The sequence below is a fragment of the Mycobacterium sp. E2733 genome, assembly GCF_001667585.1.
Lineage (GTDB): Bacteria > Actinomycetota > Actinomycetes > Mycobacteriales > Mycobacteriaceae > Mycobacterium.
This window is the reverse complement of the sequence record NZ_LZJZ01000083.1, coordinates 69,007-91,352: the sequence shown is the minus strand read 5'-3', so window position 1 is coordinate 91,352 and position 22,346 is coordinate 69,007. Positions and strand designations below refer to the sequence as shown.

18 protein-coding genes are annotated in these 22,346 nt (G+C 68.9%); 13 read left to right on the top strand and 5 right to left on the bottom strand.

Annotation, left to right across the window (positions count from 1 at the left end):
* Positions 1 to 6: 6 nt before the first annotated feature.
* Positions 7 to 1,572, top strand: coding sequence for a hypothetical protein (locus tag A5678_RS13860; protein WP_197502145.1), 1,566 nt, complete (start codon positions 7 to 9; stop codon positions 1,570 to 1,572).
* Positions 1,573 to 1,720: 148 nt separating this feature from the next.
* Positions 1,721 to 3,550, top strand: coding sequence for a phosphoenolpyruvate carboxykinase (GTP) (locus A5678_RS13855; RefSeq protein ID WP_068043197.1), 1,830 nt, complete (start codon positions 1,721 to 1,723; stop codon positions 3,548 to 3,550).
* On the opposite strand, the gene A5678_RS13850 is transcribed toward A5678_RS13855, so the two are convergent.
* Positions 3,547 to 6,237: an adenylate/guanylate cyclase domain-containing protein gene (locus A5678_RS13850; RefSeq protein ID WP_068043194.1), complete on the bottom strand. Its 2,691-nt coding sequence runs from the start codon at positions 6,235 to 6,237 to the stop codon at positions 3,547 to 3,549. The genes A5678_RS13855 and A5678_RS13850 overlap by 4 nt on opposite strands.
* 94 nt (positions 6,238 to 6,331) lie before the next feature.
* On the opposite strand from A5678_RS13850, the gene fadD4 reads away from it, so the two are divergent.
* Together fadD4 and A5678_RS13840 are read left to right on the top strand one after the other, a co-directional pair.
* Positions 6,332 to 7,849, top strand: a complete 1,518-nt coding sequence (gene fadD4, locus A5678_RS13845; RefSeq protein ID WP_068043192.1) for a fatty-acid--CoA ligase FadD4 — start codon at positions 6,332 to 6,334, stop codon at positions 7,847 to 7,849.
* A gap of 2 nt (positions 7,850 to 7,851) precedes the next feature.
* Positions 7,852 to 8,811, top strand: coding sequence for an enoyl-CoA hydratase/isomerase family protein (locus tag A5678_RS13840; RefSeq protein WP_068043190.1), 960 nt, complete (start codon positions 7,852 to 7,854; stop codon positions 8,809 to 8,811).
* An 18-nt stretch (positions 8,812 to 8,829) separates the two neighbouring features.
* On the opposite strand, the gene A5678_RS13835 is transcribed toward A5678_RS13840, so the two are convergent.
* Both A5678_RS13835 and A5678_RS13830 read right to left on the bottom strand, forming a co-directional pair.
* A complete protein-coding gene (locus tag A5678_RS13835; RefSeq protein ID WP_068043188.1) occupies positions 8,830 to 9,294 on the bottom strand; it encodes a CD225/dispanin family protein in 465 nt (154 codons plus the stop codon).
* Positions 9,295 to 9,406: 112 nt separating this feature from the next.
* The gene (locus A5678_RS13830; protein ID WP_082945560.1) at positions 9,407 to 10,567 is read right to left on the bottom strand and encodes an acyl-CoA dehydrogenase family protein; all 1,161 of its coding nucleotides are present in this window, start codon (positions 10,565 to 10,567) and stop codon (positions 9,407 to 9,409) included.
* Positions 10,568 to 10,789: 222 nt separating this feature from the next.
* Between A5678_RS13830 and A5678_RS13825 the strand changes: the two genes are divergently transcribed.
* From A5678_RS13825 to A5678_RS13815, 3 genes are read left to right on the top strand one after another with little or no spacing between them, the layout of a single operon-like run.
* Positions 10,790 to 11,806 (top strand): MaoC family dehydratase, encoded by a 1,017-nt coding sequence (locus A5678_RS13825; protein ID WP_068043186.1) that lies wholly within the window; start codon positions 10,790 to 10,792, stop codon positions 11,804 to 11,806.
* A 19-nt stretch (positions 11,807 to 11,825) separates the two neighbouring features.
* The gene (locus A5678_RS13820) at positions 11,826 to 13,016 is read left to right on the top strand and encodes a CoA transferase (RefSeq protein WP_068043184.1); all 1,191 of its coding nucleotides are present in this window, start codon (positions 11,826 to 11,828) and stop codon (positions 13,014 to 13,016) included.
* Positions 13,010 to 14,314, top strand: coding sequence for an amidohydrolase family protein (locus A5678_RS13815; protein ID WP_068043182.1), 1,305 nt, complete (start codon positions 13,010 to 13,012; stop codon positions 14,312 to 14,314). The genes A5678_RS13820 and A5678_RS13815 overlap by 7 nt, the downstream gene beginning before the upstream one ends.
* Positions 14,315 to 14,321: 7 nt before the next feature.
* Here A5678_RS13815 and A5678_RS13810 read toward each other — a convergent pair whose 3' ends face one another.
* Positions 14,322 to 15,221, bottom strand: a complete 900-nt coding sequence (locus tag A5678_RS13810; protein WP_068043180.1) for an alpha/beta hydrolase — start codon at positions 15,219 to 15,221, stop codon at positions 14,322 to 14,324.
* A 288-nt stretch (positions 15,222 to 15,509) separates the two neighbouring features.
* Here A5678_RS13810 and A5678_RS13805 point away from each other — a divergent pair, with 288 nt between their 5' ends.
* From A5678_RS13805 to A5678_RS13780, 6 genes are all read left to right on the top strand, one after another.
* Entirely contained in the window at positions 15,510 to 16,178 is a 669-nt protein-coding gene (locus A5678_RS13805) for an SAM-dependent methyltransferase (RefSeq protein WP_068043178.1), read from the top strand.
* 188 nt (positions 16,179 to 16,366) lie between these two features.
* Positions 16,367 to 17,548: an alpha/beta hydrolase gene (locus A5678_RS13800; RefSeq protein WP_068043177.1), complete on the top strand. Its 1,182-nt coding sequence runs from the start codon at positions 16,367 to 16,369 to the stop codon at positions 17,546 to 17,548.
* 44 nt (positions 17,549 to 17,592) lie between these two features.
* Positions 17,593 to 19,002, top strand: coding sequence for a wax ester/triacylglycerol synthase family O-acyltransferase (locus A5678_RS13795; RefSeq protein ID WP_068043176.1), 1,410 nt, complete (start codon positions 17,593 to 17,595; stop codon positions 19,000 to 19,002).
* Between the two features lie 109 nt (positions 19,003 to 19,111).
* The gene (locus A5678_RS13790) at positions 19,112 to 19,897 is read left to right on the top strand and encodes a crotonase/enoyl-CoA hydratase family protein (RefSeq protein WP_068043588.1); all 786 of its coding nucleotides are present in this window, start codon (positions 19,112 to 19,114) and stop codon (positions 19,895 to 19,897) included.
* A gap of 67 nt (positions 19,898 to 19,964) precedes the next feature.
* On the top strand, positions 19,965 to 21,458 hold the full coding sequence (locus A5678_RS13785; protein WP_068043175.1) for a class I adenylate-forming enzyme family protein: 1,494 nt from the start codon (positions 19,965 to 19,967) through the stop codon (positions 21,456 to 21,458).
* The gene (locus A5678_RS13780; RefSeq protein ID WP_067740363.1) at positions 21,455 to 21,751 is read left to right on the top strand and encodes a hypothetical protein; all 297 of its coding nucleotides are present in this window, start codon (positions 21,455 to 21,457) and stop codon (positions 21,749 to 21,751) included. Before A5678_RS13785 ends, A5678_RS13780 begins: the two co-directional genes overlap by 4 nt.
* 4 nt (positions 21,752 to 21,755) lie before the next feature.
* On the opposite strand, the gene A5678_RS13775 is transcribed toward A5678_RS13780, so the two are convergent.
* Positions 21,756 to 22,322 (bottom strand): TetR/AcrR family transcriptional regulator, encoded by a 567-nt coding sequence (locus A5678_RS13775; RefSeq protein WP_068043586.1) that lies wholly within the window; start codon positions 22,320 to 22,322, stop codon positions 21,756 to 21,758.
* Positions 22,323 to 22,346: the final 24 nt, after the last annotated feature.

Genomic DNA, 22,346 nt, shown 5'->3' with positions numbered 1-22,346 from the left:
GGCGACATGCACGACGACCCGGTCGCGCGAGTCGACGCGCTGGTGGCGAGTATCAGTCCGGAGCTGGATGCCCCCGGCATCCAGCGCCGTGAGGTGGTGCTGGTGACCGGACCGTGGATGGCCGGGGTGACCGCGGTGGCCGCGGTGCTGCGTGAGCGGCTACCGGAGCACAAGTTCGTCGAGTCGGGGGACCTGGGCCCCGGCGATGCGCCGATGGCGGTGGTGTTCGTCGTGTCGGCGGCGGCCCACCTGACGCAGTCCGACTGCGCGCTGCTGGACGCCGCCGCCGCGCATACCGATGTGGTGGTCCCGGTGGTGTCCAAGATCGACGTGCATCGCGCCTGGCGCGACACGCTGGCCGCCAACCGCGACACGCTGGCCGCGCACGCGCCGCGCTACCGCGGCGTGCCCTGGGTGGGCGCGGCCGCCTTGCCCGACCTCGGCGAGCGGGACGTGGACGACTTGCTGGAGACGCTGTCGACCCGGTTGGCCGACCCCGAGCTCGCGCGGCGGAACCGGCTGCGGGCCTGGGAATTCCGGCTCAAGACCGTGGCGCAACGGTTCGACCGCGACGCCGACAGCGCCGGGCGGCGGGCCCGGGTCGACGCGCTGCGCGACGAGCGCAGCGCGGCGCTGCGGCAGCGGCGCGAGGCGAAGACCGAGCGCACCATCACGCTGCGCGGCCAGATTCAGCAGGCGAAGGTCCAGCTGTCCCACTTCGCGCGCAATCGTTGCTCGTCGGTGCGCAGTGAACTGCAGGAAGACGCCGCGGGGTTGTCCCGGCGCCGCATGCCCGGCTTCGAGGCGCACACGCGTGGCCGCCTGGACGAGGTGGTCGCCGAAGTCAACGAGGGCACCGCCAGCCACCTCGCGGACGTCGCGCAGGTGGTGGGGGTCGTGACGACCCTGCCGCCCGTCGAGGAGCTGCCGACGGTCGACGTCCCACCGCCGCCGCTGAAATCCCGGCGACAAGAAACCTGGCTGATGATGCTGCTCGGCGCGGGGTTCGGCCTGGGGGTGGCGCTGACCCTGAGCCGGCTGATGAGCGGGCTGGCAGCTCGGCTCAGCCCCGCCCTGTCCGTCGTCGCGTCGGTGACGTGCGTGGCGATCGGGCTGGCGGTCACCCTCCTGGTGGTCAATATCCGCAGCCTGCTGCACGACCGGGCGCTGCTGGACCGGTGGGCGGGCGATGTGACCTCCTCGCTGCGGTCGGTGGCCGAGGAGTTGGTCGCAACGCGCGTCCTGGTCGCCGAGTCGGTGCTGAGCAAGGCGGTGCTGGCTCAGGACGAGGTGGAGAACGCCGAGGTGAGCGACCAGGTCAGCGCCATCGACCGCGAGCTGCGCGCGCACGCCATGGCCGCGTCGCGGGCCGCCGCCGAGCGGGACCGGGAGATGCCGACCGTGCTGGCGGCCCTGGACGCCGTGCGTGCAGAACTGGGTGAAGCGGGTATATCTCCAGTCGCCGTTGAAGTGTCCAGCGGCGAATCGGGCGGAGAAATCCAGGCAACCGGAAAACCGGCTTCTACGAGCGGTGATGGAGATTCTGCGGGATCTTCTGAATCGTTGTTGTGAGAAGGCTTATACCTGCCCGAGACCTCCCCGACAAGGTGCTCACGATAACCTGTAGTTAACACCACCATGTCAACCGTTGTGTGGGCGACCGCATACGCGATGGGCACCAAAAGAAGCCCGAGTACGCAGAAGAATTCAGGAGACTTCGATGACCTCAGCGACCATTCCCGGACTGGACACCGCACCCACCAACCATCGGGGGCTGCTGTCGTGGGTACGGGAGGTCGCCGAGCTCACGCAGCCCGAGCGCGTGGTGTTCACCGACGGCTCCGCCGAAGAGTTCGATCGACTCGCCGCCCACCTGGTCGAGGCGGGCACCTTCACGAAGCTGAACGAGAAGAAGCACCCGAATTCCTACCTGGCGTTGTCCGACCCGTCCGACGTGGCGCGGGTGGAGTCGCGGACCTTCATCTGCTCCGAGCGCGAGATCGACGCCGGCCCCACCAACAACTGGATGGATCCGGCCGAGATGCGTGGCATCCTGAAGGACCTGTACCGCGGCTGCATGCGTGGCCGCACCATGTACGTGGTGCCGTTCTGCATGGGCCCGCTCGGCGCGGACGACCCCAAGCTGGGCGTGGAGATCACCGACTCCGAGTACGTGGTCGTCTCCATGCGCACCATGACCCGGATGGGCAAGGCCGCCCTGGAGAAGATGGGTGACGACGGGTTCTTCGTCAAGGCGCTGCACTCGGTGGGCGCGCCCCTGGAGCCCGGGCAGAAGGACGTGCCGTGGCCCTGTAACGACACCAAGTACATCACCCACTTCCCGGAGACCCGCGAAATCATGAGCTACGGCTCGGGCTACGGCGGCAACGCGCTACTGGGTAAGAAGTGCTACTCGCTGCGCATCGCGTCGGCGATGGCCCACGACGAGGGCTGGCTGGCCGAGCACATGCTGATCCTCAAGCTGATCTCCCCGGAGAACAAGGCGTACTACTTCGCCGCGGCGTTCCCCTCGGCGTGCGGCAAGACCAACCTCGCGATGCTGCAGCCCACCATCCCGGGCTGGCGGGCCGAGACCCTGGGCGACGACATCGCCTGGATGCGGTTCGGCAAGGACGGCCGGTTGTATGCGGTCAACCCCGAATTCGGTTTCTTCGGGGTGGCGCCGGGCACCAACTGGAAGTCCAACCCCAACGCCATGCGCACCATCGCCGCGGGCAACACCGTCTTCACCAACGTCGCGCTCACCGACGACGACGAGGTGTGGTGGGAGGGCCTGGAGGGGGAGCCCGATCACCTGATCGACTGGAAGGGCAACGACTGGTACATCCGCGAGACGGAAACCAAAGCCGCCCACCCGAATTCGCGCTACTGCACACCCATGTCGCAGTGCCCCATCCTGGCGCCGGAGTGGGACGACCCGCAGGGTGTGCCGATCTCGGGCATCCTGTTCGGCGCACGCCGCAAGACCACGGTGCCGCTGGTGACGCAGGCCCGCGACTGGCAGCACGGCGTTTTCATGGGCGCCACCATGGGCAGCGAGCAGACCGCGGCTGCCGAGGGCAAGGTCGGCACGGTGCGCCGCGACCCGATGGCCATGCTGCCCTTCCTGGGCTACCACGTCGGTGACTACTTCCAGCACTGGCTCGACCTCGGCAAGAACTCCGACGAGTCCAAGATGCCGAAGGTGTTCTTCGTGAACTGGTTCCGCCGCGGCGAGCACGGTGAGTTCTTGTGGCCGGGCTTCGGCGAGAACAGCCGCGTGCTGAAGTGGATCGTCGACCGCATCGAGCACCAGGCCGGCGGTCAGGACACCCCGATCGGCATCGTGCCGAGCGCGGCCGACCTGGACCTGGACGGCCTCGACGTCGAAGCCGAAGACGTCGCGAAGGCGCTCGCGGTCAACGCCGACGAGTGGCGCCAGGAGCTTCCGCTGATCGAAGAGTGGTTCGAGTTCGTCGGCGACAAGCTGCCCACCGGTGTCAAGGACGAGTTCGAGGCGCTCAAGCAACGCCTGGCCGACGCCGACTAGCCACGTTCGGGGGCGACCAGTTCCGCCCGGGCCGTGTCGATTTGGTCGAGCGCATAGCTGACCACTTCCGCGCTGGTCATGGCCGCCCCATTTGCGGCCAATGACTCGTACTCCCGGTTGCCAAGGGCGGCGCGCAGGTGCGCGACCGCGCCGTTGATTTCCGGAAACGCGTGCGACGTCAGCGGCGTGGCGGCGAACCCACTGATGGTGGCCGCCGGCACGTGATGGCCGAGGCGGTCCAGGTACGCGGCAAGGACCGCCAACGGACTGCGGACCAACGCGAAACTGCCCGAATCGAAGAAGTTTCGCATCGACACGGTCAGCAGGTCGAGGGCATCCGTCAGGTTGCCCTGCGAAACGGCCAACCGGGAAAGGATGAGCGTCAGGTGCGATTCCTGTTGGCGGTTACCGCTTTCGCGCGCGATCTTCAGGCCGCGGGCCAACGCGTCGTAGGCCTTGGCCGGATCGGCCCGGGAGTTGGCGTATCCGTATGCCAGCAGAGTCTGAGATCGGACATTCGGGTTGTCCGAGGTCTCGGCGGCCGACGGGAGCTTTTGCGATGCCGCGACCGCGGCCGCGTTGTCCCCGCTGATGATCAACGCGTAGACCAGGCAGGCGTGCACCAAGGTGTGCGGGTGCTGGCGTCGCTCAATGATGTTGTGGCACCAGTCAACCCAGCGTTCCGGATGGCCGGCGACGATATAACCGACCCCGAGCATCGGCTCGAGCGCTTCCACAATCTCGTCGTAGCGCCCGCCGATGATCGCGGCCTTGCCGGCCTCGCTATAGCGGAAGTAATCCTCGATGCGCCCGTTGGCGTAGCACTGCACGGCGGCCAGGTAGAGGTGCACCAGCCTCGGGTGGTCGACGGCTTTCGCCGGCTCGATGAGTTCCTCCGCCCACGGGACGGACTCGTACTTTTCGATGCATAGTCCTAAAATCGTTGCGTACCAAGCGATCGCGATGGCGGTGTCGAGATCGCCGGCGTCGGCGGCCCACCGGTATGCGCTGCGCAGGTTCGGCAATTCGTCCGTGAACCAGGCGTAGGACTCGCGCTGCCGGGCGCTGTTCCACAGCTCCATGAGATCGTTTTCCCGGCCGGCGAAATACCGCGCGTGCGCGGTGCGGGTGTCGTCCGCTTCACCCGCGGCGACGAGTTGTTCCTCGGCGAACTGGCGGACGGTCTCCAGCATCGAGAAGCGCGTTCGTGACGCCGACCGATTGGCCACCAGCAGCGACTTGCGAACCAGGGCATGCAGCAGGTCCAGGGTGACCAGATCGTCATCGGATCCGGTGACTGCGCAGGCGGCCGAAAGGTCGAACCCACCCGCGAACACCGAGCAGCGTTGCAGCAGAGCCTTTTCCGAATCGTCGAGCAAATCGTAGGACCACTGGACCATGTGCCGTAACGTTTGGTGCCGTTCCAGCCCGCGCCGGGATCCGACCAGCAGCCGAAACCGGTCGTCAAGCCGATCGCGCAGCTCGGTGGGGCTCATGGACACCATCCGCGAGGCGGCCAATTCGATGGCCAGGGGTATCCCATCCAGGCGGCGACAGATCTCGACGACGGCGGCCGCGTCGTCGCCATGGGTGAAGGACATGCCCCGCGCAAAACCCTGTGCGCGTTCGATGAACAACGTCGCCGCGGGCGATGCCACGCCGTGACCGCGGTCCAGCGACGGTACCGTCCACAGTTGTTCGTCGCCCAGCGACAGACCCTCGCGACTGGTGGCGAGAATCGTGACGGCCGCCGAGTGCTCGAGGATCTTCTCAATCAGCTCGGCCGCTGCATCCAGGACGTGTTCACAGTTGTCGAACACCAGCAGCCGTGACCGGCCCGCCAGGGCCATCGCGATGCTGTCCGCCAGGCTCATCTCGGGCTGCTGGATGATTCCCAGCACGGCCGCCGCGGCGTCGGGCACCGCGGCCGGATCGCCGACGGTTGCCAGCTCGATGAGGAAAGCGCCGTCGGGGAAGTCGTTCTCCAGGCGGGTGGCGACCTCGAGCGCCAGTCGTGTCTTGCCCACGCCACCCACCCCGGTCAGCGTGACGAGGCGATGGGCTTTGAGCGCCGTCTGTACCTCGACGATGTCCGACTCGCGGCCGATGATCGAGGTCGTCGGCACTCTGAGGTTCCCCGGCACGGCGTCGACCGCCCGAAGCGGCGGGAAGTCTGTGCTGAGCCCGGATGCCCGCACTTGATGGATGGCAACGGGTTTGGCAATATCGCGCAGCCGGCGCGCGCCCAGGTCGACCAGGTCGACACCGGTGAGCAGTTCCGCTGTGGCGCCGTCGAGCAGGATCTGGCCGCCGTGTCCTGCCGACATGACCCGCGCTGCGCGATTCAGCACCGCACCGAAGTAGTCGTCGCCGCGCAACTCGGTCTCGCCGGTGGCGATGCCCATCCGCACCGGCAGCGCCAGCCCCCGCTGCGCGGCGACGGCCGCGCCCACGGCGGCCTTAGGAGAGCTGAACGCCGCGCAGACCCCGTCCCCGGTGTGCTTGAAAAGCCAACCTCGATACGCGGCCACGGTTTCCCGCAGCAGGTCGTCATGAGCTGCCAGGGCCGCCCGCATCGCGTCCGGGTCGGCCTCCCACCGGCGCGTCGACCCCTCCACGTCGGTGAAAAGGAAGGTCACTACTCCCGACGGGGCATCCGGGGTGGCCCGGCCCTCGGTGATGCCCATTGACGCACTGTAAGCCAGGTGCGCGGGATGCGAAGGACAAGCGCGAACCGTACACCTTGACACCCGTCAAGTTTTTCGGCGGTACAGTCTGCGCATGCAGATTCGCGAGTACCTCGGCACCGGTAAGCCCGCCGTAATTCTTCACCCGTCCGCCACGGTCGTCACCTTCGACGAGCTGGAGGCGCGGGCCAACCGGCTGGCGCATCATTTCCGGCGGGCCGGCCTCGTCGAGGGCGACGCCGTCGCGATCCTGATGGAGAACAACGAACACATGCACGCGGTCATGTGGGCGGCGCGCCGCAGCGGTCTGTACTACGTACCGATCAACACCCACCTGACCGCGGCCGAGGCCGCCTACATCGTCGACAACAGCGCCGCCAAGGCGATCATCGGGTCGGCGGCGCTGCGCAAGACCTGCGAGAACCTGGCCGAGCACCTTCCGGGCGGCCTGCCCGGATTGCTGCTGATCGTCGACGACGACCTCGAGGGCTGGCAGCGCTACCCCGAATGCGTTGCGGGCGAGCCGGACACCCCGATCGACGACGAACGCGAGGGTGACCTGCTGCAGTATTCGTCGGGCACCACCGGCCGGCCCAAGGGCATCAAACGCGAGTTGCCGCACGTGCCGCCGGCCGAGGCGCCCGGCATGATGTCCGCCCTCGTCGGCTTTTGGATGAACCCGGATTCGATCTATCTCAGCCCGGCGCCGCTCTACCACACCGCGCCCTCGGTCTGGTCGATGAGCGCGCAGGCCGGCGGGATCACCACGGTGGTGCTGGAGAAGTTCGATCCCGAAGGCTGCCTCGACGCCATCCAGCGCTATCACGTCACGCACGGGCAGTTCGTCCCGGCGATGTTCACCCGGATGCTGAAACTGCCCGAGGCGGTGCGCAATTCGTACGACCTGTCCAGCCTGCAGCGGGTGATGCACGCGGCGGCGCCGTGTCCGGTGGAGATCAAGAAGCAGATGATGGACTGGTGGGGGCCGATCATCGACGAGTACTACGCCTCCTCCGAGGCGATCGGGTCGACGCTGATCAGCGCCGAGGAGTGGCTGGCGCACCCGGGCTCGGTCGGCAAGCCGATGGCCTGCGAGATCCACATTCTGGACGAGAACGGGAACGAGCTGCCGCCTGGGCACCCCGGCGAGATCTATTTCGCGGGCGGCTACAGCTTCGAGTACCTCAACGACGACGCGAAAACGGCTGCGTCCCGGGACAAGCGCGGGTGGACGACGGTCGGCGACATCGGCTACGTCGACGACGAGGGTTACCTCTACCTCACCGACCGCCGCCACCACATGATCATCTCGGGCGGGGTGAACATCTACCCGCAGGAAACCGAGAACCTTCTGGCCACCCACCCGAAGGTGTTGGACGCGGCGGTCTTCGGCGTTCCCGATGACGAGATGGGGCAACGCGTGCTGGCGGTCGTGCAGACCGTCGACCCGTCCGACGCCACCGCCGAGTTCGCCGACGAGCTGCTGACGTGGCTGCGGGATCGCTTGGCGCACTACAAGTGTCCGCGCTCAATCGCGTTCGAGGCCCAGCTGCCGCGCACCGACACCGGCAAGCTCTACAAGAACGGGCTGATCGAGAAATACTCGGTGTAGCGATGCTGCGGGTGCTGGACCTGTCGAGCCCCCCGGATGCCGGCCCCGAAACCGGCTCCGCGGGTCCGCCGGGGGTGATCCTGGCGCATGGTTCGGCCGCCGACCTCGCCCGCTGCGAATCATGGTTGCAGGCGGCGACTTTCACCCTGACCGAGGACCGCTGCGACGATCGCCGGGTAGTCACCGTCGCTTCGGTGCCCGACGCGCTCGCCGAGTTGACCGCGCGCTGTCACCATTGGCCGCAGGCCAGCAGCATCTGTGACGACGTGTTGCGCGGCGTCGACCCGGGTGGGCCCGCGCTGTCGGCGGTGGTGACCGAGTCGCTGGCCTATTCGACCTTGCAGGCGGGCCCGGAGTTCGCGCGCTGGCTGGCCGAACGCGGTCCGGCCCGGATGCCCGACATCGCCGACCCGGTGCGGACCCACCGCGACGGCGACACGCTGCGAATCGCGTTCAACCGCCCGCAGCGACACAATGCGTTTTCCACCGACGCCAGGGCCGCGCTGCTGGAGGCGCTGACCGTCGCGCAACTCGACCCGTCGGTGACCGGGATCGTGTTGAGCGGCAACGGGCCGTCGTTCTGCAGCGGGGGCGACCTCGCCGAATTCGGCACCTTCGCCGATCCGGCGAGCGCGCACCTGGCCCGCACCCGGCACAGCCCCGCCCTGGCGCTCGATGAGCTGACCGCCCGGCTCGGCCGCGCCTGCCGGGCGGAGGTGCACGGCCGCGTAGTGGGCAGCGGGCTGGAAATGGCGGCGTTCTGCGGATGGGTGGCCGCGGGTGACGATTCGGTGTTCGGGCTGCCCGAACTCCAGTTGGGGCTGATCCCCGGCGCCGGCGGGACGCTCAGCGTCACCCGCCGGATCGGCCGGTGGCGTACCGCCTATCTCGTGCTGTCCGGCCGCACCATCGACGCCGGCACCGCGCTGGCCTGGGGCCTGGTCGACGCGACCCGCGACTAGGAAACGCCTAAAGCGTTGTCAGAAGCCCGAATACGTCGTGGTCGTGGTGGACGGCAGGTTCGAGACGGCGATCACGCCGATGGCGACGTACAGGATCACCATGATCACCGCGAACACCGCGCCGACGATGGCGCCGATGATGGCCCACTTCTTCGCGTTGTCGGCCGCCGCCTGGGCCTCGGCATACCGCCCTTGGGCCCACAGCCCGGACACCTTGGTGGAGTACACGATCGACACGATTCCGATCGGCAGACAGCACAGCACCGTGCACAGGATGGCCCAGACGAGGTAGTTCTCCGGCTCCGGCTGGCCTTGCCAGCCCGGTTGCGGCGCCGGCCAACCCGGTTGCTGGCCCGGCCAACCCGGTTGCTGGCCCTGCCAACCCGGCTGCTGGCCCTGCCAAGGCGGCGGCTGTCCCTGCCATTCCGGCTGCTGGCCCTGCCATTCCGGCGAGCCTTCGTAGGGCCCTGGGGGATAACTCATGGCAGCCGACTTTCTTTCATCGCAGTAACTTTTCATCCCGCGCAGCTTTGCTGAGAAGTCAGGCAAGGATACAGCACGCCCCGACGCCAAGCCCGGACATTCGGACTCCGGCTCAGATACCGCCCCGCGCGACCAATTGCCCGGCGATCACGTTGCGCTGAATCTCATTGGTGCCCTCGCCGACGATCATCAGGGGCGCGTCGCGGAAGTAGCGTTCCACGTCGTATTCACACGAGTATCCGTAGCCGCCGTGAATCCGCACCGCGTTCAGGGCGATCTCCATCGCCACTTCGGAGGCGAACAGTTTGGCCATCCCGGCCTCCATGTCGCAGCGCTCGCCGCTGTCGTAACGCTCGGCGGCATAGCGGGTGAGCTGGCGGGCGGCGGTCAGTTTGGTCGCCATGTCGGCCAGGTAATTGCCCACCGACTGATGCTTCCAGATCGGCCGGCCGAAGCTTTCCCGTTGCTGCGCATAGGCCAACGCGTCCTCGAGCGCCGCCGTGCCGACACCCAGCGCCCGGGCGGCCACCTGGATGCGGCCCGTCTCGAGCCCCTTCATCATTTGCGAAAAGCCTGCGCCCATCTCACCGCCCAGCACCGCCGACTGGGGCGCAATGAAATCTTCGAAGGACAGCTCGCAGGACTCGACGCCCTTGTAGCCCAGCTTGGGCAGGTCCCGCGACACGGTCAGCCCGGGGCCGTGCTGGACGAGCACGATCGAGATGCCGCGGTGGCGGGGCGTGACATTCGGATCGGTCTTGCACAGCAGCGCGATCAGCCCCGACCGCCGCGCGTTGCTGATCCAGGTCTTCGACCCGTTGATCCGCAGGCCGCCAGGGGCGCCGTCCGCGCTCTCAAAAGGCAGCGCCGTCGTGGTCATGTTCTGCAGGTCCGAGCCGCCGCCCGGTTCGGTCAACGCCATCGTCGCCCGCAACTCGCCGGACGCCATCGCCGGCAGGTAGGCCCGCTTTTGTTCCTCCGTCCCGAACAGGGTCAGCAGCTTGGCCACCACGGTGTGCCCGCCCATGGCGCCGGCCAGGCTCATCCAGCCGCGGGCCAGCTCCTCGGTGACCCGCACGTAGCAGGGCATGGACACCGGCGACCCGCCGTATTCCTCGGGAATGGCCAGGCCGTAGATGCCGATCCGCTTCATCTGCTCGATCCACGCCTCGGGATAGGTATTGGCGTGCTCGACCTCGCGGACCGTCGGTTTGACGTCGCGATCGATGAACGCACGCACCGTAGCCACCAGCATGTCCTCTTCGTCGTTCACCTGCTATCGACCTCCAGCCCTGATGGTGGCGACCCGCTTCGCCCGGCTTCGCCGCGCTCGCGATCGCCACGCAGTTGATGGTGGCGACCCGCTTCGCCCGGCTTCGCCGCGCTCGCGATCGCCACGCGGTTGATGGTGGCGACCCGCTTCGCCCGGCTTCGCCGCGCTCGCGATCGCCACGCGGTTGACCCTCGCTTCGACAGCCTGCCAGCATGTGGCGTTGTGACTAGTGACGGGTATGCGGGGATCCGGCCGGGGGGCCCGTACTTCGACGACCTCTCGGTCGGCCAGGTCTTCGACTGGGCGCCTGCGGTGACGCTGTCCTCAGGGCTGGCGGCGGCCCACCAGGCGATCGTGGGTGACCGGCTCCGCCTGGCGTGCGATGCCGTGCTGTGCACCGCCGTGACCGGCGTGCCGGGACCGCTGGCGCACCCGGCGCTGGTTTGCGACGTCGCGATCGGCCAGTCGACGCTGGCCACCCAGCGGGTCAAGGCCAACCTGTTCTACCGCGGCCTGACGTTTCACCGCTTCCCGGTCATTGGCGACACCGTCTACACCCGCACCGAAGTGGTTGGGCTACGGGCGAATTCGCTGAAGCCGGGCCGGCCCCCGACGGGACTGGCGGCGCTCCGGATGATCACGATCGACCAGGCCGATCGATTGGTCCTCGACTTCTACCGGTGCGCCATGCTGCCGGCCGGCCCGGACTGGGATCCGCACAGTGCGCCGAGCGACGACCTATCCGGAATCGGCGCCGGCACACCGGGCCCGGCCACCGACCCCGTCGCGCACTGGGACGGCGAGATGTTCCGGAGCAAGGTGCCCGGTCCGCACTTTCACCCCGGCCTGGCCGGCACGGCGTTGCGCAGCACGGCCGACGCGGTCAGCAGCGCGCCCGAGCTGGCCCGGCTCACCTTGAATGTCGCTGCCACTCATCATGATTCGCGGGTCGGCGGACGCCGGCTGGTCTACGGCGGCCATACCATCGGGTTGGCGCTCGCGCAGGCGAGCAGGCTGCTGCCCAACCTCGCGACGGTGCTGGGCTGGGAGTCCTGCGATCACACCGGACCGGTCCACGAAGGCGACACCCTGTACAGCGAGTTGCACGTGGAGTCCGCCGAGCCGACCGGCCACGGCGGCGTGCTGGGGCTACGGTCGCTGGTCTACGCCGTGAGCGACGTCGCGGCTGAACCAGACCGCGCGGTGCTGGACTGGCGATTCAGCGCGCTGCAGTTTTAGGGGGCGCGTGACGAGCACAATGGTGGACGTGAGCTCGGCTACGTCGATGTGGGGGAGTAGCGGACTGGCCTACCTGACCGGCCTGCCGGACGGACCGCCCGACTTCTCGCGCGCGAACGTGCTGACCCACGCCCAGGGGGTGGCCGCGGCCGTGGCCGAGCGCTGGGGCATCACGGTCAATGCCGCCGGCCTGCTGACCGGGCGGGCCGCGCTGCTGGGCCTGACTCGCGGCGGCCGGGTGTCCGCGGGTGGCGCCACCCGGCTGCTGGTCGTCGCCGACGGCTGGTGCGCGATCACGCTGTCGCGCCCCGACGACGCCGCCGCGGTGCCCGCGCTGGTGCAGCACGATGAGGTGGCGGAAGACCCGTGGGTTGCGTTGCGGCGCTGGGCGGCAACGCGACCGCTCTGCGCGGTCGTCGAGCGCGCGACGCTGCTCGACATCCCCGCGGCGGGTCTCGGCGAAGCCGCCGCCGCCGCGCCGCGAATACGGCCGCGGGGCGGCCGCGGACCGGCGCGCGACGTCTCGGGGCTGCTGGTCGCCGACCTGTCCTCCATGTGGGCGGGCCCGTTGTGCGCGCAGCTGCTGGCACGCGCCGGAGCGACGGTCGTCAAGGTCGAGAGCCCGGTCCGCCCGGACGGCACTCGGAGCGGCAACCGGGCGTTCTTCGACTGGATGAACGGTGAAAAACTCTCGTACTGTGTCGATTTCGACGGCCAAGCCGGCGAGTTGCGCGAGCTGCTCGGCGCCGCCGACGTGGTGATCGAAGGCTCGCGTCCCGCGGCGCTGACGCGGCGCCGGCTCGGGCCGGATCACATCGAGCCGGGCAGGGGTCGAATCTGGTTGCGCATCAAAGGATACGACGACGGCAGGCCGGCGTTCGGCGATGACGCCGCGGTGGGCGGCGGCCTCGTCGGCGTCGCCGCCGACGGGCCGGTGTTCTGCGGTGACGCCATCGCCGATCCATTGACGGGGCTGGAGGCCGCCCGGGTGGTAGCCGAATCGCTGGGCCGCGGTGGTGGCGAGCTGATCGAGGTGTCGATGGCCGCCGTCGCCGCGGGCTACGCGGCGCTGCCGACCCAAGCGTCGATCTCGCACCTGCCCGCGCCACCCCCGCCGGTTCCGCCGCGGGGCCGGTCCGCGGCGCGGCTGGGCGTCGACAACGAGGCGGTGCGACGAATGGTAGTCGAACGGGGTTGCCCGCCATGCTGATTCGGCGGGCCACGCTGCTCGACGGGACTTCCACCAACATCCGGGTCAGCGGCCGGATCGACGAAATGGGCGACGGCCTGGTCGCCGAGCGCGGCGAGGGCGTGCTCTACGCCGGCGGCGGAACCGTCCTGCCCGGCCTGCACGACCACCACGTGCACGTGCGGTCGGCGGCCTCCGCGCTCGATTCGTTCGTCGTGGGGCCGCCCGGGGTCAGCACCAAAGCCGAACTGACACAACTGCTGTCGAATGCGACGCCGGGTCCCGACGGGTGGATTCGCGCCGTCGGCTACCACGAGTCGGTGGCCGGCGACCTGAACCGGACGGCCCTCGACGCGATGGTTCGCAGCGTCCCCGTGCGCATCCAGCACCGCAGTGGAGCGCTCTGGATCCTCAACTCCGAGGCGCTGGGCCGGGTCGGGCTGGCCGAACATCCCGACGGGCGCCTGCGCAGCGCGGACCACGGCTGGTCGGACCTGCTGCAGCGGCGCGAAAGCGACCTCGCGGAACTGAGCCGGCGAATCACCGCGACCGGCGTCACCGGCGTCACCGACGCCACCCCGGATCTCGACGCCGATGACATGGTGTCGCTGGTGGTCGCGCACCGGCGCGGCGAGTTCCGGCCCCGGCCGAGTTTTCTGGCCCCTGGCAAGAAGATTCTGCACGACGACCGCCTCGACCTGGACGCCCTGGCGGACTGGATCGCCGGCCAGCACGACGCGGACCGGCCGGTCGCGGTGCACTGCGTGACCGCCGCCCAACTCGTGGTCACCATCGCGGCCCTGCGGGCGGCGGGCGGCCATCCGCAGGATCGCATCGAGCACGCCGCCGTCGTGCCCCGGGAAAACTTGGCCGACCTCGCCGAGCTGGGGGTCACGGTGGTCACGCAGCCCAATTTCGTTGCCGAGCGCGGCGATCACTACCTCGCCGACGTCCCCGCCGCCGAGCATCCTCAGCTGTGGCGGGTCGCTTCGCTGCTAGAGGCGACGGTGCCGGTGGCGCTCTCCACCGACATGCCCTTCGGTCACGGCGACCCCTGGACGGCGATGCGCGCCGCCGTGTACCGCACCACCCCCAGCGGCACCGTCCTGAACGCCACCGAATGTGTCTCTGCGCGGAAGGCTTTGACGATGTTCCTGGGCCGCCCCGATCGGCCGGCCCAGGCGCGGGCCGTCGCGGTCGGAGAGCCGGCGGACCTTTGTGTGCTGAGCGAGCCGCCGGCGACGGCGCTGGCCGAGCTGGACGCCGGCATGGTGGCGGCCACCATCATCGGCGGTGAACTCGTTTACTTCGCGATGTGACCGGCGATCACGGCGCGGCGGCCAGCGCGGAGCGCAGGATGCCGCACTGGCTGTCGAAAAATCGCTCCGACACTTGCGGGTTGGGCACGATGAGGTCGAAGCCGTGAAAGGCGCCCGGAACGGTCTCGACGTGGCACGGCACCCCGGCGGCCGTCAGGCGCTCGGCGTAGGCCAGGTCCTCGTCGTGGAACAGGTCGTGCGTGCCGACCCCGATCCAGGCCGGCGGCAGCCCGCGCAGGTCATCGCGCCGCCCCGGCACGGCGACGTGTGGGTCGGCGTCGCCGAGGTACGCCGCCCAGCCGAACTCGTTGCTGCGGTTGTCCCAGAGCCGATAGTGGGACTTGCGGGCGGTGGCAGAGCTGCGGTCGTCGAGCATGGGATAGGTCAGCAGCTGGAACGCCGGGCTCACCTCGGCGCGGTCGCGGGCCAGCAGGGCTAGGGCCGCCGCCAGGCCGCCGCCGGCGCTCGCGCCGCCGATGGCCACCCGGTAGCGGTCGACGGACGGCAAGGCGGCCAGCCACGTCAACGCCGAATAGCAGTCCTCCAGCGGGGTGGGATACGGATGTTCGGGCGCCAGGCGGTATTCCACCGACGCGACGGTGGCGCCGAGTCGCCGGCTGAACGCGCTGCAGAGCCGGTCGTCCTGTTGCGCGGTACCGATCACGTAACCGCCGCCGTGAATCCACAGCAGCGCCGGGGTCGGCTCGGCGACGCCCGCCGGCCGGAACAGCCGGACACCGGCCCCGGAAGCCAGCGTGATCACCTCGACGTCGCGGATCGGCTTACTGAGGCGCCCGCGCACGGCCATCGCCGCCCGCATCAGCGGCAGGGTCCGGCGACTGACGAGTCGGCGTGGGGCGAAGCGGGCGATGCGCTGCAGGTCAGGGTGGACGTCGGTGTTCGGCACCGCATCAGTATCACCGACGCGGAAAACTGCGTCGCCTGCTATCAGTGATGTGCGGCGGTTCGGACGGATCGATTCCGCCATCGTAAGAATCCATGGGGGACGGGACTTGCGCGAATGAACCATTCCCCACCTCGGAGCGTGCACCAAGGGCGGTGGATTAGCCGAACAAAGATCGGGGTATCGGGGGAATGCTGGCGAGGGCGGCGCGCGCCAGCGTTTCGTCGTCGCAACGTCCCTCACCGGGACCGAGCGTGGACCGCCCGGCCGGGCAGGACGCGAGGGACGTGAATGCTGGGTCACCTTTACGATCGGGCGCTCGGCGGCGAGCGATGTTGGATTCGCCATGACGACGGCGAGCTGCGACCGCTGCCGGCCCACCGCTGGTTAGGCGTGCGACGTCCCGACGACCTGAGTCCCGGTGACGGATCTGGTGACGCCTTCGACGAAGTCTTCGACGAAGCCGTCACACAGATGTGCACCGGGCCGACGATCGAATTGGGATGCGGGCCCGGCCGGTTGGTGGCTCGGCTGATTCAGCGGGGGATACCGGCCCTGGGCATCGATCGCTCGGTGGCCGCGATCCGGTTGGCGGGCCGCGGGGGCGCGCCGGTCCTGCTGGGCGACGTGTTCGACCCGCTGCCCGCGATGGGTCTCTGGCAGACGGTATTGCTGGTCGACGGAAACGTCGGCCTCGGTGGCGACCCGCGCCGCATCCTGAGGCGCGCCGCCGAGCTGCTGGCCCGCGGCGGGCACTGCGTGGCCGAGTTCGACGCCGAGAACATCGGCATCCGTTCGCGCTGGGTGCGGCTGGAGTCCGCATGCGAGATCGGGCCCTGGTTCCGGTGGGCATCGGTCGGCGTGGACAGTGCCGCCGCGCTCGCCGCCCAGGTCGGACTCACGCTGACCGGCGTCCGTCTGATCGGCGGACGGGTGATCGCCTGCCTGGCGGCGATGTGAGCGTGTCGCGACTGGCTCCCGTCATGCCGATAGCAAACACCGCCGTCGCCCCATAGCAGCCGGTATTTGCACAGGGCAATCACCGGTCGGATGCCTTTTCGATGTCGGATGTTGCGTCGAAGCAAACGTCAGTTTCGGACCCGGGGCCGGGGGTACGCTGCCCTAACACGACGGCAAGGGGGCCGACTATGACATCGTGCGCAAAATGGTTGCTGCGGGCTCGTCCCGGCGACTACGCGCTGGCCTTGAGCGTCGCGGGTGCTTCGCTGCCGGTGGTCGGCAAGCACCTCGAACCGCTGGGCGGCCTCACTGCCATGGGCATCTGGGGCGCACGGCACGCCCCCGAGTTCTTCTCCGGCATGACCAAGCCCCGGCAGCCGTCGGACAGCGAGGAGACCCGCCGCCGGGATCGGCAGAGCACCCAGGACGTGTCCCTAGCGGCCCTCCGGGGGATCGTCTCGGCCGCCGACCTCGAGCTGGAGTGGCCCGCCGCGCTACGGACCCCGCCGATTTGGGACGCGATGCGTCAGCGCCGCTACCTCCACCGTCGCGCGGTCCACTACGGGGACCACCCCGCGCAGGTGCTCGACGTCTGGCGCCGCAAGGATCTGCCCGCACACCCCGCGCCGGTACTGATCTTCGTGCCGGGCGGCGCCTGGGTGCACGGCAAGTGCATGGGGCAGGGCTCCGCGCTGATGTCCCGGCTGGCCGAGCAGGGCTGGGTCTGCCTGGCGATCAACTACCGCGTCGCCCCGCATCACCGGTGGCCCCGGCACATCGTCGACGTCAAGACGGCCATCGCGTGGGCGCGCGCCAACGTCGACAAGTTCGGCGGCGACCGCGATTTCGTCGCGGTCGCGGGTTGTTCGGCCGGCGGGCACCTGTCCGCACTGGCCGGCCTCACCCCCGACGACCCGCAGTACCACGCAAAGCTGCCCGAGGGCGCCAACACCTCGGTGGACGCGGTGGTCGGCATCTACGGACGCTACGACTGGGAGGACCGCTCGACTCCCGAGCGGGACCGGTTCGTCGACTTCCTGGAGCGGGTAGTGGTCAAGCGCAGTATCGCCCGCCACCCCGAGGTGTTCCGCGACGCGTCTCCGATGGCGCGGGTGCACCGAAATGCGCCGCCGTTTTTGGTAATTCACGGCAGCAAGGACAGCGTCATCCCCGTCGAGCAGGCGCGCACCTTCGTCGAACGGATGCGGGCGGTCTCGCATTCGATGGTGGGCTACCTGGAGTTGCCCGGCGCGGGCCACGGGTACGACCTCATCGACGGGGAGCGGGCAGGCATGGCGGCGCACGCGACTTCGCTATTCCTCAACCAGGTCTATCGCACCAAGACAAACGCGGCCAAAGAGGTTATCTGAACTGCCGCTGCTGAGTATGGTCCCTTTATGGGTAAGGGGCAGCGGTGAAACGGCTGAGCGGGTGGGACGCGGTTCTGCTTTACAGCGAAACGCCGAACGTGCACATGCACACCATCAAAGCCGCTGTGATCGAACTCGATTCGGATCGGCGTGACTTCAACGTCGAGGCGTTTCGCGAAGTCATCCGCGGCCGGCTGGGCAAGCTCGAGCCATTCTGCTACCAGTTGGTCGAGATTCCGTTCCAGCTCCACCACCCGATGTGGCGGGAGCACTGCGACCTCGACCTCGACTACCACATTCGGCCGTTGCGGCTGCCCACCCCCGGCGGCCGGCGCGAGCTGGACGAGGCCATCGGGCGCATCGCCAGCACGCCGTTGGACCGCGCGCGTCCGCTCTGGGAGATGTACTTCATCGAAGGCCTGGCGAACAACCGGATCGCGGTGGTCGGCAAGATCCACCACGCGCTCGCCGACGGCGTCGCCTCGGCCAACCTGATGGCCCGCGGCATGGACCTGCAGCCCGGGCCGGAGGGCCGCCCATACGTGTCCGACCCGGCGCCCACCACCCGGCAGCTGATGAGTTCGGCGTTCGCGGATCACCTGCGCCACGTCGGGCGGATCCCCGCGACCGTCCGCTACACCGCTCAGGGGATGGGCCGGGTCCGGCGCAGCTCGCGCAAGCTGTCACCGGAGTTGAGCAGGCCGTTCGAACCGCCACCGACTTTCATGAACCACAAGATCACCCCGGAGCGCCGCTTCGCCACCGCCACCCTGGCGCTGGCCGACGTCAAGGAAACGGGCAAGAAGCTCGGGGCGACGATCAACGACATGGTCCTGGCCATGGCCACCGGCGCCCTGCGCACCTTGCTGTTGCGCTACGACGGCACTGCCGTACCCCTGCTGGCGTCGGTGCCGATGAGTTTCGACTTCTCGCCCGAGCGGATCTCCGGCAATCGCTTCACCGGCGTGCTGGTGGGCCTGCCGACCGACTCCGACGACCCGCTGGAGCGGGTGCGGTGCACCCACGAGAACGCCATCGCCGCCAAGGAAAGCAACCAGCTGATGGGACCCGAGCTGGTCAGCCGCTGGGCGGCCTACATGCCGCCCGCGCCCACCCAGGCGTTCTTCCGGTGGGCGTCCGGCCGCGACGGGCACAACAAGATCCTCAACCTGAACATCTCCAACGTGCCCGGACCGCGCGAACGCGGGCGGGTCGGCGGGGCGCTGGTCACCGAGATCTATTCGGTGGGCCCGCTGACCGCCGGAAGCGGCCTCAACATCACCGTGTGGAGCTACGTCGACCAGCTCAACATCTCGGTGCTGTCCGACGGCGCCACGCTCAAGGACCCGCACGAGGTGACCGAGGCCATGGTCGCCGACTTCGTCGAAATACGCAGGGCCGCGGGGCTTTCCGAGGACCTCACCGTCATCGAAGCCGCGATGGCGCCGGCCTGACGGCCGTCGGTGGAAACGGGACTCTCGACTGGTGCCAATGCCATTTCCGGCGGCCGTTACCATCTTCTCGGATAAGCAGCCATCCCTACCCGAAGGAGCTGTGCGGCACGTGAGCACCGTGAACGAAGAAGCCGGCGAACCCGAAGTCCTGGTCGAACAGCGGGGTCGGATCCTGATCATCACGATCAACCGGCCGAAGGCCAAGAACGCGGTCAACGCCGCGGTGGCCAACGGCCTGGCCGAGGCCGTCGACCGGCTCGACGGTGACGCGGGTCTTTCGGTGGGCATCCTCACCGGCGCCGGCGGATCATTCTGCGCGGGCATGGACCTCAAGGCCTTCGCGCGCGGCGAACTCCCGATTGTCGAGGGGCGCGGCATGGGCTTCACCGAACGCCCGCCCGCCAAACCGCTCATCGCCGCGGTCGAGGGCTACGCCCTGGCCGGCGGCACCGAGCTGGCGTTGGCCACCGACCTGATCGTCGCGTCCAAGGATTCGGCCTTCGGCATCCCCGAGGTCAAGCGCGGCCTGGTCGCCGGTGGCGGCGGTCTGCTGAGGCTGCCGCAGCGCATCCCGTCCGCCATTGCCATGGAGCTCGCGCTCACCGGCGACAACCTGCCGGCCGAGCGCGCCCACAAGCTGGGGCTGGTCAACGTGCTGGCCGAGCCGGGCAAGGCGCTCGACGAGGCCATCGCGCTGGCCGAGAAGATCGCCGCCAACGGGCCGCTCGCGGTGGCCGCCACCAAGCGGATCATCGTCGAGTCCCGCGGCTGGAGCCCCGACACCATGTTCGCCGAGCAGAACACCATCCTGGCTCCGGTGTTCGCGTCCAACGACGCCAAAGAGGGCGCCATCGCCTTCGCCGAGAAGCGGCCGGCGCGCTGGACGGGCACGTGACGTTCGGCCGGACGGGTTACACTGTGACTAAGTTTTGTAAAGGCGCGGGGATCCAGGAAGACCGAGGATGAGCATTTCTTTGCTTCTGGAGATGGCCGCGTCGAGCAACCCCGACCGGACGGCGGTGGTCTCCGGAGACAGCCGGCTGACGACGCAGCAGCTCAGCGATCTCGCCGACGGCGGGGCCGGGTTGATCGCGGGATCAAACGCCCAGCACGTCGCCTACGTGGGCACCGGCGGTGCGATGCTGCCCGTGCTGATCTTTGCCGCCGCGCGCGCCGGGTTGCCCTTCACCCCGATCAATTACCGGCTGTCCGCCGAGGGGGTCCAGGCGCTCATCGAGCGTCTGCCCGAACCGCTGGTGATCGTCGACAGCCGCTACCGGGACATGGTCGGCGACGCCGCGGCCCGGTTGATGACCACCGAGGAATTTTTGGCGGCCGCCCGCGACAACGAGCCGGCCGCGGAGTTCCCCGACCCGGACTCGGTCGCGATCGTGCTGTTCACTTCGGGCACTACGTCGCAACCCAAGGCCGTCGAGCTGTCGCACAACAACCTGACCAGCTACGTGACCGGCACGGTCGAATTCGAGTCGGCCGCCGAGAGTGACGCCGCGCTGATCTGCGTGCCGCCCTATCACATCGCCGGGGTGGGCGCCGCGCTGTCGAACCTGTACGCCGGGCGCAAGATGGTCTACCTGCCGAATTTCGATGCGCAGGAATGGGTTCGGCTGATCAACGCTGAGAACGTCACCACCGCGACCGTGGTGCCCACCATGTTGGACCGCATCGTTGCCGCGCTGGAGGCCGGCGGCCACGAGCTGCCGTCGCTGCGCAACCTGGCCTACGGCGGCTCCAAGGTGGGGTTGCCGCTGGTCCGCCGGGCCCTCGAACTCCTGCCCGGCGTGGGCTTCGTCAACGCCTACGGTCTGACCGAGACGAGCTCGACCATCGCGGTGCTTACCCCGGACGACCACCGGGCGGCGCAGGCCGCGGAGGCGCCCGAGGTCGCCCGGCGGCTGGCGTCGGTAGGGCAGCCGGTGCCCGGCATCGAGATCGAGATTCGCGACGAGGACGGCAATGTGCTCGGGCCGGGTGAAACCGGCGAGCTGTTCGTCCGCGGTGAGCAGGTCTCCGGCCGCTACACCGGGATCGGTTCGGTGCTCGACGAAAACGGCTGGTTCCCAACCAAAGACATCGCCATGCTCGACGAGGACGGGTACCTGTTCATCGGCGGGCGCAGCGACGACACCATCATCCGCGGCGGCGAGAACATCGCGCCCGCCGAGCTCGAAGAGGTCTTGGTGGAGCACCCCCACGTGCGGGATGTCGCCGTGGTCGGCGTCGAGGATCCGCAGTGGGGCCAGGCGATCGTCGCGGTGGTGGTGCCCCGCCCCGGTGCGGAACCGGATCCCGAGGAATTGCGCGAGCATGTCCGGAAAAGCTTGCGCGGGTCGCGAACCCCGGACCGGGTGGTGTTTCGCGACGAGCTGCCCACGACCCCCACCGGCAAGGTACTTCGCCGGGAGATCATCCAGACGTTAGAAGGGCTACGTGCATGATCAAGAATGGAACTCGCCTGGCCAGCCAGGTGTGTGACACGCAGGTGATCGTCGTCAGGAGCGCCGACAGCCTCGACGACTTGCGTTGTGGCGGTGCGCCGATGGTGCCGATAGGTGCCGAACGTTCGGGCGAATTGGACCCGGCCTTCGCCGACGGCACCGTGATGGGCAAGCGCTACGTGGATGAGACCGGTGCCGAGGTGCTGGTGACCAAGCCGGGCGCCGGCAGCCTTAGCGTCGGTGCGACCGCGCTGCAGCTCAAAGAGGTGAAGCCGCTGCCGGCCAGCGACTGAGGAGTTACGCCCCGATATTGTTGCGTCGCACGAATTCCCTTGCCTTGATGAGGAATTCGAGCTGATCGCCGACCTGGCGCAGCGGGTCGATGCTGCCGGTCGAGCGAGACAGGACGATGGCGCCCTCCAGCGCGGCGATCGACATCACCGCCAGCGAGGCGGCACATGGCTCGTCGAAGCCGTCGTGGGTGAACGCCCGGGTCAGCGACGCGCACCAGCGGCCGAGGATGGCACCGGCTTCGGCGGAGAGTCGGGCGTCGTCGTCGTCCGAGCCGATTGCCGCCGCCACCACCGGGCAGCCGGCGTTGAAGCCGCCCTCGGTCAGCAGACGCTCCCAGAACTCGACGAATTTGCCCAGCAGGACCCGGGCACCCTGCTCGGCGGCGTCGTCGATCATCGCGGTGATGGAATCACCGGAATACCGAAGCGCCTCGATCAGGATTTGATTGCGGCCGTCGGGGAAGTGGTAGTAGACCGAGCCGCGCGGTGCGCCGCTGCGGGCGAGCACCGCGTCGATGGTCACTCCGGCAGCGCCTCGTTCACGCATCACCTCGGCGGCACTGGCCAGCATTTTCTTGCGGGTGCCGCCGCGCTT

What these genes read in the sequence shown, in the direction of transcription:
- A5678_RS13860 (WP_197502145.1), top strand. Translation starts at nt 7, where the DNA reads ATGCACGACGACCCGGTCGCGCGAGTCGACGCGCTGGTGGCGAGTATC.
- A5678_RS13855 (WP_068043197.1), top strand. Translation starts at nt 1,721, where the DNA reads ATGACCTCAGCGACCATTCCCGGACTGGACACCGCACCCACCAACCAT.
- A5678_RS13850 (WP_068043194.1), bottom strand. Translation starts at nt 6,237, where the DNA reads ATGGGCATCACCGAGGGCCGGGCCACCCCGGATGCCCCGTCGGGAGTA.
- fadD4 (WP_068043192.1), top strand. Translation starts at nt 6,332, where the DNA reads ATGCAGATTCGCGAGTACCTCGGCACCGGTAAGCCCGCCGTAATTCTT.
- A5678_RS13840 (WP_068043190.1), top strand. Translation starts at nt 7,852, where the DNA reads ATGCTGCGGGTGCTGGACCTGTCGAGCCCCCCGGATGCCGGCCCCGAA.
- A5678_RS13835 (WP_068043188.1), bottom strand. Translation starts at nt 9,294, where the DNA reads ATGAGTTATCCCCCAGGGCCCTACGAAGGCTCGCCGGAATGGCAGGGC.
- A5678_RS13820 (WP_068043184.1), top strand. Translation starts at nt 11,826, where the DNA reads ATGGTGGACGTGAGCTCGGCTACGTCGATGTGGGGGAGTAGCGGACTG.
- A5678_RS13815 (WP_068043182.1), top strand. Translation starts at nt 13,010, where the DNA reads ATGCTGATTCGGCGGGCCACGCTGCTCGACGGGACTTCCACCAACATC.
- A5678_RS13805 (WP_068043178.1), top strand. Translation starts at nt 15,510, where the DNA reads ATGCTGGGTCACCTTTACGATCGGGCGCTCGGCGGCGAGCGATGTTGG.
- A5678_RS13800 (WP_068043177.1), top strand. Translation starts at nt 16,367, where the DNA reads ATGACATCGTGCGCAAAATGGTTGCTGCGGGCTCGTCCCGGCGACTAC.
- A5678_RS13785 (WP_068043175.1), top strand. Translation starts at nt 19,965, where the DNA reads ATGAGCATTTCTTTGCTTCTGGAGATGGCCGCGTCGAGCAACCCCGAC.
- A5678_RS13780 (WP_067740363.1), top strand. Translation starts at nt 21,455, where the DNA reads ATGATCAAGAATGGAACTCGCCTGGCCAGCCAGGTGTGTGACACGCAG.
- A5678_RS13775 (WP_068043586.1), bottom strand. Translation starts at nt 22,322, where the DNA reads ATGCTGGCCAGTGCCGCCGAGGTGATGCGTGAACGAGGCGCTGCCGGA.